General features: G+C 58.5%; 13 protein-coding genes. All 13 read left to right on the forward strand.

The window, feature by feature from the left end:
- The first annotated feature begins 23 nt into the window (after positions 1-23).
- Positions 24-923, forward strand: coding sequence for a LysR family transcriptional regulator (locus tag ACQZ51_RS05630; protein ID WP_448775892.1), 900 nt, complete (start codon positions 24-26; stop codon positions 921-923).
- An 84-nt stretch (positions 924-1007) separates the two neighbouring features.
- Complete coding sequence (locus ACQZ51_RS05635) at positions 1008-2534, forward strand: ABC transporter substrate-binding protein (RefSeq protein WP_448775893.1); 1527 nt, start codon at positions 1008-1010, stop codon at positions 2532-2534.
- 40 nt (positions 2535-2574) lie between these two features.
- Entirely contained in the window at positions 2575-3525 is a 951-nt protein-coding gene (locus tag ACQZ51_RS05640; protein WP_448775895.1) for an ABC transporter permease, read from the forward strand.
- The gene (locus ACQZ51_RS05645) at positions 3522-4343 is read left to right on the forward strand and encodes an ABC transporter permease (RefSeq protein ID WP_448775896.1); all 822 of its coding nucleotides are present in this window, start codon (positions 3522-3524) and stop codon (positions 4341-4343) included. The genes ACQZ51_RS05640 and ACQZ51_RS05645 overlap by 4 nt, the downstream gene beginning before the upstream one ends.
- Before the next feature lie 86 nt (positions 4344-4429).
- Positions 4430-5113 (forward strand): exopolysaccharide biosynthesis protein, encoded by a 684-nt coding sequence (locus ACQZ51_RS05650; protein WP_448775897.1) that lies wholly within the window; start codon positions 4430-4432, stop codon positions 5111-5113.
- Between the two features lie 74 nt (positions 5114-5187).
- On the forward strand, positions 5188-6141 hold the full coding sequence (locus ACQZ51_RS05655) for a sugar-binding transcriptional regulator (protein WP_448775899.1): 954 nt from the start codon (positions 5188-5190) through the stop codon (positions 6139-6141).
- Between the two features lie 143 nt (positions 6142-6284).
- A complete protein-coding gene (locus ACQZ51_RS05660; protein WP_448775901.1) occupies positions 6285-7598 on the forward strand; it encodes an ABC transporter substrate-binding protein in 1314 nt (437 codons plus the stop codon).
- Between the two features lie 155 nt (positions 7599-7753).
- On the forward strand, positions 7754-8626 hold the full coding sequence (locus ACQZ51_RS05665) for a carbohydrate ABC transporter permease (protein WP_448775903.1): 873 nt from the start codon (positions 7754-7756) through the stop codon (positions 8624-8626).
- Positions 8627-8637: 11 nt separating this feature from the next.
- On the forward strand, positions 8638-9462 hold the full coding sequence (locus ACQZ51_RS05670) for a carbohydrate ABC transporter permease (protein ID WP_192068451.1): 825 nt from the start codon (positions 8638-8640) through the stop codon (positions 9460-9462).
- 11 nt (positions 9463-9473) lie between these two features.
- Positions 9474-10472 carry an ABC transporter ATP-binding protein gene (locus ACQZ51_RS05675; RefSeq protein ID WP_448775904.1) on the forward strand — a complete coding sequence of 333 codons (999 nt, stop codon included), beginning with the start codon at positions 9474-9476 and terminating at the stop codon, positions 10470-10472.
- Complete coding sequence (locus ACQZ51_RS05680; RefSeq protein ID WP_448775906.1) at positions 10469-11950, forward strand: mannitol dehydrogenase family protein; 1482 nt, start codon at positions 10469-10471, stop codon at positions 11948-11950. The genes ACQZ51_RS05675 and ACQZ51_RS05680 overlap by 4 nt, the downstream gene beginning before the upstream one ends.
- Positions 11951-11967: 17 nt before the next feature.
- Positions 11968-12651: an HAD family hydrolase gene (locus tag ACQZ51_RS05685; protein ID WP_448775907.1), complete on the forward strand. Its 684-nt coding sequence runs from the start codon at positions 11968-11970 to the stop codon at positions 12649-12651.
- Positions 12652-12715: 64 nt separating this feature from the next.
- A complete protein-coding gene (locus ACQZ51_RS05690) occupies positions 12716-14290 on the forward strand; it encodes an FGGY-family carbohydrate kinase (protein ID WP_448775908.1) in 1575 nt (524 codons plus the stop codon).
- The last annotated feature ends 8 nt before the right edge of the window (positions 14291-14298 follow it).

Consider the following 14298-nt stretch of genomic DNA (forward strand, 5'->3'; position numbering starts at 1 on the left):
TCTGTGGACAGGACAATTTCACCATGAACCTACGCGCATTGATGTATTTCGATGAGCTTGTGCGCACGCGCTCGATGCGCGCTGCGGCTGACAATCTCAATGTCGCGCCCACTGCCGTCAGCCGCCAGATCGACAATCTGGAGGAGTTTTTCGGCGCGCCATTGGTGGAGCGCTCAAGCCGTGGGGTCACGCTGACAGCGGCGGGAGAGCTTCTGGCCGAACGGGCGGGTAAGACCCTGCGCGAACTCGGCAATGTTCAGCAGCTGATCGATGATCTCAAGGGGCTGGAGCGGGGGAGGGCGACCATCTTTGCCAATGGCGCCATTGTCGCCAGCCTTCTGGCGCCGGTGCTTGCCCAGTTCAGCGCGACCTATCCAAAGCTGCGTTTTGACATTTACATCACCAGCGCCCGTCAGGCCATTGACGCGCTGGTAACGGCGCAGGCCGATATCGCCATCACCCTGTTTGCGCCCGAGACGTCTGAGGTAAAAATCCTGGCAGTGCGGGATATCGGCTATGATGTCATCCTGCCCGCCGACCACGCGCTTGCTGGCAAAAGCGGCATTACGCTTGCGCAACTTTCGCAGATGCCGCTTGCCATGCCGGAAAAGACCTTTGCGGCAAGGCAGGCCTTCGATGCCCTGTTTGAAAATGCCGGGATCGAACTCGACCCGGTTTTCACGGCCAGTTCGCTGGATGTTTTAAAGGAACTGGTGCTGGACCGCGCCGCCGTCACCCTGCTGCCGGAACTGTCCGTCGCCCGCGACATCAAGGCGGGCAAGATGGTGGCAGTTCCTCTGGTTGGCACTGAGGGCGTCCACACCACCATCGAGCTTTGCGTTGCGCCAGATCGCGAGCTTTCCTTCGCGGCTGCAACGCTTTCCAGTTTCATTGTGGACTTCATGGGCGATTTGCCAAAATAGGCAGTTGATTTTTAGCGCCGATTTCGTGTAGCGATTTTCGCAACGCGCTGAACACAAAATGTTTGCGCCTCTCGACAGGAGACCATGCAGATGCGCATCAATTTCTCGCGGCCACTAGCGCTGACGCGGCTTTTCGCAGTCGGCCTTGTTCTGGCTGCATCCTTGCCTGCCTCTACCGTGTGGGCCGCGCCGAAAAATTCGGTCACCATCGGCATGGGCGGTGAGCCTTCGGGGCTTGATCCGACAGTCGCAGCCCCTGTCTTCATCGGCCAGGTGACATGGCAGAATATTTTCGAAGGTCTCGTCACTATCGACAAGGACGGCAAGATCCAGCCGCAACTGGCGAAAAGCTGGGACATTTCGGAAGACGGCAAGACCTATACCTTCACGCTGCATGAGGGCGTGACGTTTCACGATGGCGAAGTTTTCGATTCCTCGGTCGCCAAGGCATCGCTGGAACGCGCGCGTGGCGAGAGCTCCGTCAATCCGCAGAAACGGTTCTTTGCAGCCATCCAGACGATTGAAACGCCTGATGCGACGACGCTGGTCCTCAAGCTGAAGCAGCCCTCCGGCAGCCTGCTGTACTGGCTTGGCTGGCCTGCCTCGGCCATTGTCGGCACGCGCTCGGCCGATGACAACAAGACCACGCCTGTCGGCACCGGCCCGTTCAAGTTCGTCAACTGGGCCAAGGGCGACAGGGTGGAACTCGCCCGCAATGCGGATTACTGGAACAAGGACGTGAGTGTTGCGCTCGAAAAGGCGACCTTCCGTTTCATTCCCGATCCGCAGGCGCAGGCCGCAGCCCTTCAAGCCGGCGATGTCGATGCCTTTCCCGAGTTTGGTGCGCCGGAACTTATGAGCTCATTCGAGGGTCATGCGCGGCTCGGTACCTTCATCGGCAACACCGAATTGAAGGTGGTGGCTGGCATGAACAATGCCGTCAAGCCGTTCAACGATAAGCGCGTTCGCCAAGCCCTGATGATGGCGGTGGATCGCGCAACCGTCATCGAGGGCGCATGGTCGGGCTTTGGCACGGCGATTGGCAGCCACTATACGCCCAATGATCGCGGTTATGTGGATACATCAGGCGTCCTGCCCTATGATGCTGAAAAGGCGAAGGCCTTGCTTGCGGAAGCGGGTTATCCGAACGGGCTTTCCTTCACCATCAAGGCACCGCAAATGCCTTACGCCCAGCGTACCTCGCAAGTGCTTCAGGCCATGTTTGCGGAAATCGGCGTGACCATGACCATCGAAACCACGGAATTTCCGGCGAAATGGGTTTCGGATGTTTTGAAAGGCGCCAATTACGAGATGACCATCGTTGCCCATGCCGAACCCATGGACATCGATATCTTTTCGCGTGATCCCTATTACTTCAACTACAAGAATCCCACGTTCAACGAGATCATCAAGAATATCGAACTGACGGCCGATGCCGAGGAGCAGGAAGAGCTTTATCAGGACGCCCAGAAAATTCTGGCGCAGGATGTCCCGGCGCTGTTCCTCTTCGTCATGCCCAAGCTTGGCGTCTGGGACAAGAAGCTGCAGGGCCTGTGGGAAAACGAACCCATCCCCTCCAACGTGCTGACGGATGTGCATTGGGAAGAGTGAGGTTTAAACCAATGCGCGTCTCCATGGGCGGTGTAGCAGCATGATCGCCCTTATCCTCAGGCGCATCCTCGGCCTTTTCGTGACGCTCCTTGCCGTCTCGTTCCTAATCTACATGGTCATGGGCCTGTTGCCGGGAGATCCTGCCGCCATCATGCTGGGCACATCCGCCAGCCCCGATACGCTGGCAGCGTTGCAAAAGCAGATGGGCCTCGATCAGCCTCTGGCGCTCAGATATTTCTATTGGCTGGCGGCCATGCTTGGGGGAGATCTGGGGCAATCCTATACCTATGGCGTGCCGGTGGCCGGGCTGATCTTCGAGCGGCTGGCCGTCACGCTGCCGCTGGCTTTCATGGCGATCGGCCTTTCCATTGCTATCGCCTTGCCGCTTGGAGTGCTGGCAGCACGGTATCGCGGCGGTGTCATAGATGTTGTCTGCGGTCTGTTTTCCCATCTTGGAATTTCCGTTCCGGGCTTCTGGGTCGGCCTTCTCTTGATCCTGTTGTTTTCCACCACACTGGGCTGGATGCCGGCGGGCGGCTTTCCGGGTTGGCAGGCGGGTTCAGGGGCGGGGCTTAACGCGCTGGTGCTTCCGGCTGTGGCGCTTGCGGCGTCGCAAGCAGGTGTCCTCGCACGTGTCTGCCGCTCCACCATGCTGGAGGTCATGAACGAGGATTTCGTGCGCACCGTCAGAGCCAAGGGCATTGGCGAGGCGGCGACGCTCTGGAAACATGTCCTGCCCAACGCGCTCATCCCCGTCGTCACCATGGTTGGCCTGCAATTCACCTTTCTGATTGCGGGCACGGTGCTGGTGGAGAACGTCTTCAATCTGCCGGGGCTGGGGCGGCTCGCTTTTCAGGCGCTGACGCAGCGTGATATCATCGTCATGCAATCGGTCGTGTTGTTTTTTTGCGCGCTGGTCATATCAATGAATTTCGTGGTCGATATGGCCTATCTGCTGATTGATCCGCGCTTGCGGGCGCGTGCCGCATGAGAAACACCCATCGCCGCCCCACCACGCTTTTGCCTGGCGCCATCATTTCAGGCGCGTTGCTTGCCGTGGCACTCCTATCGCTGGTCTGGACACCTCAGGTGCCGACAAAAATGCAGATCATCGCCAAGCTCAAACCACCGTTTGCGCAGGGGTTGCTGGGCACGGATCATTTCGGGCGTGATCTCACCTCCATGCTGATGGTCGGCGCGTGGAATTCACTTTCCACTGCCGTCGTCGCCGTCGCCATTGGTGCCGCCATCGGCACGCTGGTGGGCATTATCGCGGCGGCGCAACGTGGCGTGGTCGAGGCCGTGCTGATGCGCATCTGCGACATCGTCTTTGCGCTGCCGCCCATTCTTTCGGCCATGATGCTGGGCGCTTTCATTGGCTCGGGCCGCTTCACCGCCATCATCGCGATTGCCACCTTCATGGTGCCGGTCTTTGCCCGGCTGACCTGTGCAGCCGCGCTGCAATTGTGGGTGCGGGATTTCGTCGTGGCGGCGGAAAGCCTTGGGCGCAGCCGAGGTGGAATCACCATCACCCATATCCTGCCAAACCTTGCCAATCTCATCATCGTGCAGGTCAGCATCCAGCTGGGGCTTGCCATTCTGACTGAGGCGGGTTTGAGTTTCTTAGGCCTCGGCATGGCCCCGCCAGCACCCACCTGGGGGCGTATGCTTTGGGAATCGCAGACCTATCTGTCCCAAGCGCCTTGGCTTGCGATTCTGCCCGGTCTTGCCATCGCGCTTGCCGTGCTCGGCTTCAACCTGCTGGGTGATGGTTTGCGCGATCGTTTCGATCCCAGACTGCGGCGCTAGTACTAACAACCATAAAGTGAGCGAACCGTCGTATTGCTGCCGCCATTCTTCTGTTACAGCGAAACGCAATTCTGGAGTTGAACCCTATGCTGCGTTTATCGGATGATCCTGCCATTTCCGGCCCGGGCGAAGGTGCCGAGCCCGTGATGACGGAGCCCGATGCGCCTGAAGTCGGCCTTGTCGACATTCTGCAGGCTCTGGCCAGCGATGAAAGCCGGGAGCGCATTGCCGTTGGCGATCTTCTGTCTGCGATGGGAGATCGTGCCTTCGGCGCGTTGATGCTGGTTTTTGCCCTGCCCAATATCGTGCCGACGCCACCCGGTACATCCGCCATCACAGGCACGCCGCTCGTCTTTCTGGCCGCCCAGCTTTGTGCTGGTAAACGCCCGTGGCTTCCGCGTGTGATCTCGCAGCGGTCTCTGGCGCGCGAGGATTTTTCCCGGGTCGTACAAAAAATCGTGCCCGTGCTGCTGCGCGTGCAAAAACTGCTGCGGCCTCGCATGCAAGGTCTGCTTTCGCCTGTGGCCGAACGGGTGATCGGCCTTGTCTGTCTGCTGCTGGCCATCATTCTGGCGTTGCCCATACCGCTTGGCAATATTCTTCCCGCCATCGCAATCGGTTGTTTTTCCTTCGCTCTTTTAGAACGGGATGGGCTCTTTGCCCTTATCGGCGGCGTGCTCTCGGTCATCTCGGTGGCCGTTGTCAGCGGTGTGATTTACGGAATCGCCAAAGCCGTGCTTTATTTCGTCGTGGGTCCATTCTTCGGCTAGCCACCCTTGGCATGGTTTGACACGGGCCTTAAAAAAATGTCAGCACATGCACAAGAGGCGTTAAGGGCGGGCAAATGGCCAAACGATCCGAAACTGGTGGACGGCTAGACGATGCGGCGCGAGCCGGCTGGCTCTATTATGTTGCGGGCCGCACGCAGGATGAGATCGCGGCTGCCATGGGCATTTCCCGCCAGTCGGCGCAGCGGCTTGTTTCCCTTGCTGTGGCTGAACGTCTCATCAAGGTTCGGCTCGACCACCCCATTGCCGCCTGCCTTGAAAAAAGCGAGGCTCTGCGCGACCGGTTTTCGCTGAAATATGTGGAAGTGGTGCCGAGCGACCCGGCTGGCGTGTCCTCCACGGTTGGCATTGCAGAGGCCGGGGCTGCCGAAATCGAACGCTGGCTTCGCAAGACGGACCCCATTGTTCTGGCCATCGGCACGGGCCGAACGCTGAAAGCGGCCGTCGATCAGTTGCCGCCGATGGAATGTCCGCAGCACCGCATCGTCTCGCTCACCGGCAATATCGGGCCGGATGGTTCTGCGGCCTATTACAACGTCATTTTCAGCATGGCTGATGCCATCAAGGCGCGGCATTTTCCCATGCCCCTGCCGGTTCTCTGTTCGTCTTCGGAGGAACGGGAACTGCTGCACGACCAATCCATGGTGCGCTCCACGCTGGCGCTGGGCGCTGCTGCCGATGTCACCTTTGTCGGCGTCGGTCAGCTGGCAGAGGATGCACCGCTCTGCGTCGATGGCTTCCTTGAGGTTCAGGAAATGCGCGACCTCATTGCCAAGGGTGGTGCGGGCGAGATTTGCGGCTGGTCCTTTGATCGGGATGGCAGGATTCTCGATACTCCCATCAATGATCGCGTGGCCTCCGTTCCCCTGCCGCCACGCGAGACCAGCACGGTCATCGGAATTGCGCAGGGCAAGCAAAAATCCCCTGCCATTCTCGCGGCTCTGCGCGGTGGCCTTCTGAACGGTGTCATCACCGACGAGGCATCCGCTGAATATTTGCTCAGGGACTGAGCAGAAATATTGTTGCAAAACCAGTATGTTAGTTAATCCTTGTGCAATGCAGCGCAGGTAGCCGCTTGACTTTCTTCTCCCAAAAGTGAGTATTTGCCCTAGAGCAAAGCGAATGCTCACAACTTTCTTCTGGGAGGAAGATCATGACATTGAAGACACTTCTGCTGGGCGCGTGCTCGGCTCTCGCCTTTTCGGGCCTCGCTTCCGCAGAAACGCTGACCATCGCCACCGTCAACAACGGTGACATGATCCGCATGCAGGGACTGACATCCGAATTCACCGCCAAAAACCCCGATATCAAGGTTGAATGGGTCACGCTGGAAGAAAACGTCCTGCGTGAACGCGTCACGACTGACATCGCCACAAGTGGCGGCCAATACGACATCATGACCATCGGCAACTACGAAGTTCCGATCTGGGCCAAGCAGGGCTGGCTTTTGCCACTCGAAAAGCTGGGCGAAGGCTATGATGTTGCCGACATGCTGCCATCCATCAAGGGTGGCCTGACTGTCGATAGCAAGCTCTATGCGGCCCCGTTCTACGGTGAATCCGCCATGATCATGTATCGCAAGGATCTGTTTGAAAAAGCAGGCCTGAAGATGCCAGAAAACCCGACCTGGGAATTCATTGGCGATGCTGCCCGCAAGATCACCGACCGCAAGGCCGATGTGAACGGCATGTGCCTTCGTGGCAAGGCCGGCTGGGGCGAGAACATGGCCTTTATCACCGCGCTCACCAACTCCTTTGGCGGTCGCTGGTTCGATGAGAACTGGAAGCCACAGTTCGATCAACCTGAATGGAAGAACGCGCTTCAGTTCTACGTTGACCTGATGAAGGATGCCGGTCCATCTGGTGCCTCTTCCAACGGCTTCAACGAAAACCTGACGCTGTTCCAGCAGGGCAAATGCGGCATGTGGATCGATGCCACGGTTGCAGCATCCTTCGTATCGAACCCGAAGGATAGCAAGGTTGCCGACAAGGTTGGCTATGCGCTCTTCCCGACGCAGGGCGAAATGAAGAACCATGGCAATTGGCTCTGGTCCTGGAACCTTGCCATTCCAAAGAGCTCGCAGAAGGCTGAAGCCGCCGAGAAGTTCATTGCCTGGGCAACCAGCAAGGAATACACGCAGCTCGTCGCTTCCAAGGATGGCTGGGCCAACGTGCCTCCTGGCACACGCACCTCGCTCTACAAGAACGCGGATTACCAGAAGGCCGCAGGCTTTGCAGCACCGACACTGGCTGCCATGAATGCTGCCGATATCACCAAGCCAACGGTCAAGCCTGTGCCTTACACAGGTGGTCAGTTCGTAGCGATCCCTGAGTTCCAGTCGCTCGGCACCACGGTTGGTCAGCTGTTCTCGGCGGTTGTTGCCGGTCAGTCCAGCGTTGATGATGCGCTTGCCAGCGCCCAGTCCACAGCCACGCGTGAAATGACACGCTCGGGATACATCAAGTAATCCTCCCGAAAACAGCCGCCCGGTCGTGATGGCCGGGCGGCTCTGTTGCTGGACAATCTTTTTTCACGTTCGAGTCTTGCTACCCGTTCATAACAAGAAAATGCCAAGCGTTTCCGCGCGTTTGACCGCGCGGTTCGGAATTGGGAGGGAGCCGCATGGCGACGCAAAACACTAAAAATCTGGCGCGGCTGATGATGGCGCCGTCGGTTGTCATGCTTCTGGTGTGGATGATCGTGCCACTGTCCATGACGCTGTGGTTCTCTTTCCAGAACTACAATCTGCTGAACCCGACCAATGTCAGCTTTGCTGGCCTGTTCAATTACCAGTATTTCTACACCGACCCGGCCTTCTTCCAGTCCATCTGGAACACGCTCGTCATCGTCGGCGGCGTGCTGTTGATCACGATCATCGGCGGCATCGGCCTTGCGCTGTTGCTGGACCAGCCCATTTTCGGGCAGGGCATCGTGCGCATTCTGGTCATCTCGCCCTTCTTCGTCATGCCACCGGTTGCCGCACTCGTGTGGAAGAACATGATCATGCATCCCGGTTACGGCGTGCTGGCAGACCTATCACGGTTCTTCGGGGCGCAGCCGATCGATTGGTTCTCGCAGTTTCCGCTTCTGTCCATCGTCATCATCGTGGCATGGCAATGGCTGCCCTTCGCAACGCTGATTTTGCTCACCGCGCTTCAATCGCTTGACGGAGAGCAGAAGGAAGCAGCCGAAATGGATGGCGCAAGCTTCTTCAGCCGCTTCATTTATCTGACGCTGCCGCATCTGGCCCGCGCCATCACCGTGGTCATTCTCATCCAGACGATCTTCCTGCTTGGTGTTTATGCGGAAATCCTCGTCACCACCAATGGTGGACCGGGTTACGCCTCGACCAATCTCGCCTTCCTCATCTACCGCACGGCGCTGCTTGGCTATGATGTGGGTGGAGCATCCGCAGGCGGTATCATCGCCGTTATCCTTGCCAATATCGTCGCCATCTTCCTGATGCGCGCCGTCGGCAAAAACCTCGATCGATAGGAGTACGGATCATGGCTCGTAATGTCTCGACGCGCTCCAAAATCGGCTTCACCATTGTCGCCTGGGCTATCGCGCTTCTGTTGTTCTTCCCGATCCTCTATGCGTTTCTCACGTCCTTGAAGACGGAGCCGGAAGCCATTGCGGGCTTTAGCCTCTGGCCATCGGGAACGTTTGAAAACTACATCACGGTCAACACGCAGCGTGATTACTTCAAGCCCTTCATGAACTCGGTCATCCTGTCGGTCGGCTCCACCATCGTCGCCCTCATCATTGCTATTCCGGCTGCCTGGGCCATGGCCTTTTCGCCGACGAAGCGCACCAAGGATATCTTGATGTGGATGCTTTCCACCAAGATGATGCCGGCCGTTGCCGTGCTGGTGCCGATCTATCTTCTGTTCCGCAATGCAGGGCTCCTGGATACGCGCATTGGTCTCACCATCATGCTCACCTTCATCAACCTGCCGATTGTGGTGTGGATGCTCTACACATATTTCCGGGAAATTCCGGGTGAGATCCTCGAAGCATCCCGCATGGATGGTGCATCCTTGTGGAACGAGATCGTCTATGTGCTGACTCCCATGGCGATCCCCGGCATTGCCTCGACGCTTCTTCTCAACATCATTCTGGCGTGGAACGAATCCTTCTGGACCATTCGCCTCACCACCACCAATGCGGCACCGCTCACAGCCTTCATCGCCTCCTTCTCCAGCCCGCAGGGCCTGTTCTGGGCCAAGCTGTCTGCGGCTTCGATGATGGCAATTGCGCCAATCCTCGTGCTTGGCTGGTTCTCCCAGAAACAACTCGTTCGCGGCCTCACCTTTGGCGCGGTGAAATAAGGAATAAGAAAATGGGCAGCATTTCCCTTAAAAACGTCTCCAAGGTCTTTGGTGAAGCTAAGGTCATTCCGTCAATCGATCTCGATATCAAGGATGGCGAGTTCGTGGTTTTCGTCGGCCCATCCGGCTGCGGCAAGTCCACGCTGCTGCGCCTGATCGCGGGGCTTGAAGATGTCACCGGCGGCCAGATCATTATCGATGGCAAGGATGTGAGCGAGAAGGCACCGGCAGAACGCGGCCTTGCCATGGTGTTCCAGTCCTATGCGCTTTATCCGCATATGAGCGTGCGCAACAATATCGGCTTTCCGCTCAAAATGGCCAAGCTCGACAAGGCCGTCATCGACAAGAAGGTCAATGATGCAGCCGCCGTTCTGAACCTCACCGATTATCTGGACCGTCGCCCGTCGCAACTGTCAGGCGGCCAGCGCCAACGTGTGGCCATCGGTCGTGCCATCGTGCGTGAGCCATCGGCGTTTCTTTTCGATGAGCCGCTATCCAACCTCGATGCTTCGCTTCGCGGCACGATGCGGCTGGAAATCTCTGAGCTGCACAACACGCTGAAGACGACGATGATCTACGTGACCCACGATCAGGTGGAAGCCATGACCATGGCCGACAAGATCGTCGTGCTCAATCGCGGCAATATCGAGCAGGTCGGCTCTCCCATGGAGCTTTACAAGACACCGCGCAACCTCTTCGTCGCAGGCTTCATCGGCTCGCCGCGTATGAACTTCGTCACAGGTACTTACGCGCAAGCCAAGGGTGCCGATACGGTCGGCGTTCGCCCCGAACACCTGCTGCTGTCCAAGGAAAGCGGCTTGTGGAAGGGTACCGTCACGGTTGCCGAACATCTTGGCTCCGACACCTTCATCCACATCAAGGTCGATGAGATCGGCATGATCACCGCGCGTGCAGGCGGCGAGTTTGCCTGCCAGCATGGCGACACGGTTTTCCTGACGCCTGATGAGACCAAGATCCACAAATTCGATAGCAAGGGCCTGGCCATATGACATGCAAACTCTCGCTCGCAACGCTTGAACAGGCAAAGGCGACGGCTGCCGTCCCGGCCTATTCCCGCAGCGATCTGTCCGCTGGCATCGTGCATTTCGGCGTCGGCAATTTCCACCGCGCCCATCAGGCCATCTATCTGGATGACCTGTTCAACACAGGCGCTGACCATGAGTGGGCCATCATCGGCGCGGGCGTCCTGCCGTCCGATGCGGTCATGCGCGAAAAGCTTGCGGCCCAGGATTTCCTGACCACCGTGGTGGAGCAGGATAACAACCGCACCGGCGCGCGCGTGACCGGCCCGATGGTCGATATCCTGCCGATTGGCGATACCAACGCCATCGTCGAAACCCTTGCCGACCCGAAAATCCGCATCGTCTCGATGACGATCACCGAAGGCGGCTATTTCATTGATGCGTCAGGCGCGTTCAATCCGCAGCATCCGGCCATTGCCGAGGATGGCCGCAACCCGACCGCGCCGAAGACCGTTTTCGGGCTCATCGTTGCTGGGCTCAAAGCCCGCAAGGACCAGGGCATCCAGCCCTTCACCGTCATGTCCTGCGATAATATTCCCCACAATGGCAAGGTCACCAAGAACGCCGTTGTCGGCGTGGCGGCGCTGTCTGATCCGGCCTTTGCCACATGGATCAGCGAAACGGTGGCCTTCCCCAATTCCATGGTGGACCGCATCACGCCTGCCACCGGTCAGCGCGAACGCGATATCGCCCGCGATGATTTCGGCATCGATGATAACTGGCCGGTTTTCTGCGAAGAGTTCAAGCAGTGGGTCATGGAGGATAATTTCCCGGCGGGCCGTCCGGCGCTGGAAAAGGTCGGCGTGCAATTCGTGCCTGAAGTCGCCCCCTATGAGCATATGAAGATCCGCATCCTCAATGGCGGCCATGCGGCGATTGCCTATCCCGCAGCTCTTCTCGATATCCACTTCGTGCATGAGGCGATGGAGCATCCGCTGATCCGCGCTTTCCTCGCCAAGCTGGAAAAGGAGGAGATCATCCCGATCATTCCGCCGGTGCCCAATACCGATCTCAACGAGTATTTCGACCTGATCGAGCGGCGTTTCCTCAACCCCAAGATCGGCGATACCATTCCGCGTCTGGCGCAGGATGGCTCCAACCGCCAGCCGAAATTCATCCTGCCATCGACAGCGGATCGTCTGGAAAAGGGCGATGATATCGTCGGGCTTTCGCTCGTTTCGGCGCTCTGGTGTCGTTACTTCCACGGCACATCCGATAGCGGCGCGCAGATCGTCTTCAATGATGCGAGCACTGAGCGCCTGCAGGCAGCCGCCATCAAGGCCAAGGATGACCCGATGGCGTTTCTTGCGCTCGATGATATCTTCGGAGATGTCGCAAAATCTGACCTGTTCCAGAAACGCTTCGCCCATGCCTTGAAGACATTGTGGGAGAAGGGTACGGCTGAAACGCTTGAGCTTTACCTGCAAAACAAACTCGTCAGCTGACGACAAAGAGATGGGCCATGCAAACCGGGAACACGCCACTGCTGATCTTTGATTGCGATGGCGTTCTCGTCGATAGCGAACCGCTGTCGATTGCCGTGCTGATCGATATGGTCGCCCATCAGGGCGTCCAGATCACGCCAGAGGAAGCCTATCAACGGTTTCTGGGCCGCAGCGTCGCCAGCATGACGGCAACGCTCTGGGATGAATACGGCATCGAGACCGATATAGACTTTCTCGAACATATGCGCAGCGCGCTGTTTGCCCGCTTCCGCAAGGAACTTAAAGCCATTGACGCTATGGGCGAGACGCTGGACCGGCTGGACATGCCGCGCTGTGTTGCTTCATCCAGCCAGCCAGAACGCATTCGCTACTCGCTGGAACTGACAGGTCTGCTGGGCAAGCTGGAACCCCATATTTTCAGCGCCACCATGGTCAAGAACGGCAAGCCTGCGCCAGACCTTTTCCTTCATGCGGCAGATCAGATGCAGGTGGCGCCCGCCAATTGCATTGTCATCGAAGACAGTCCTGCCGGAATTGTCGCTGCGAAGGCGGCCGGCATGCGGGTCTTTGCATTTACCGGTGGCTCTCACGCCCGTTTTCCTGCCTTCCGGGAGCATATTGCCAGCCTCAATCCCGATCTGGTGTTTGACGCCATGCCGGATTTGGTCCAACTTGTGACCGATCAATCTGCGCTAAATTAGTGGCTGCCGGTGCTGCCTGCACCTTTGCTGATTGGCTGCGACCGAGGGATGGGAATTTAGCGTGATGCGTCAATATCTTGTTGCTGTCGATGTCGGCACGGGCAGCGCCCGCGCTGGTGTGTTCGATGCAGGCGGCAGGTTGATGGCGCGCTCCACCCATCCCATCCTCATGCAGCGCCCGAAAGAGAACCACGCCGAGCATGATTCGACCGATATCTGGAACGCTGTCTGCGTAGCCGTGCGCAAGGCCATGGCGGATGCGGATATCCCGGCATCACGCGTTGCGGCAATCGGTTTCGATGCAACCTGTTCGCTGGTCGTGCGCGGGCGTGAGGGAGAGCCGGTTACGGTTTCCACCACAGGCGAGGCGCGTTTCGACACCGTCGTCTGGCTTGATCACCGCGCCATCGCTGAAGCCGATCTGCTGACGGCATCTGCCCATCCGGTGTTGGATTTCGCAGGCGGCTCGATTTCGCCCGAGATGCAGATGCCCAAGCTGATGTGGCTGAAAAAGCACCTGCCGGAAAGCTGGTCAAAAGCAGGCTATTTCTTCGATCTGGCCGATTTCCTGACATGGAAGGCAAGCGGCAATTCCCGGCGCTCCAATTGCACCCTGACCGCCAAATGGAATTTTCTGGCCCATGAGAGCAAAGGTTGGAGCCGGGATTATCTTGATATCGCCGGTGTCAGTGACCTTCTTCAGCGCGGGAACCTCCCTGAAGAAACGGTTGCACCCGGCCAGAGTGTCGGCAAGCTTTGCCAGCAGGCCGCCGATGAGCTGGGCCTTGATACGGGCTGCGAGGTCGCCGCTGGCATGATCGATGCCTATGCCGGTGCGCTGGGCGCACTTGGCGGCAGCCTGCAATCCGATGTCGGCAGCAATGTCGCGCTGATTGCCGGCACCTCCAGCTGCCTTGTCACACTCACGCCGAAGCGTATGCCCGGCCACAGTCTTTGGGGTCCATACTGGCAGGCGGTTCTTCCCGGCCACTGGCTGGTCGAGGGCGGTCAATCGGCCACTGGTGCGTTGCTGGATCATGTGGTGCGCATGCACGCCGCCGGTGGCGAGCCGACGCCCGAACTTCATGCTCGCATCGTTCGGCGGGTCTTGGAGCTGCGCGGCACGGAAGGCAAAAGCTTTGCCGAACACCTGCACGTCCTGCCGGATTTTCACGGTAATCGCTCGCCTTTGGCTGATCCGCATGCGCGTGGCGTTGTCAGCGGGCTGACGCTGGACACGTCCTTTGACAGCCTTTGCCGCCTTTACTGGCGTACCGCCGTGGCAATCGCTTTAGGGGCAAGGCATGTGCTGGATGCCATGGAGGGTTTTGGCTATGCCGTGGAAACACTTCACGTGACCGGCGGCCATGTGCACAATCCACTTCTGATGGAACTCTATGCCGACGTGACCGGAAAGCGCATCGTGGTTCCTGCCACAGCAGATGCCGTACTCCTTGGCACGGCCATGACGGCTGCCTCGGCGGGCGGTGTTCATCAGGGATTGGTTGCGGCGGGTGCAGCCATGTATCCCGGCGGCGAGCAACGTCGGGCGAGCGGGCAGTTCGATGACCGATATGAGCGCGATTATCGGCGCTTTCTGGCCATGTATCGCCACCGCGAGGAACTGGAGCGAATGTAAGGCGTGCA

Source organism: Agrobacterium sp. CG674, from assembly GCF_053521645.1.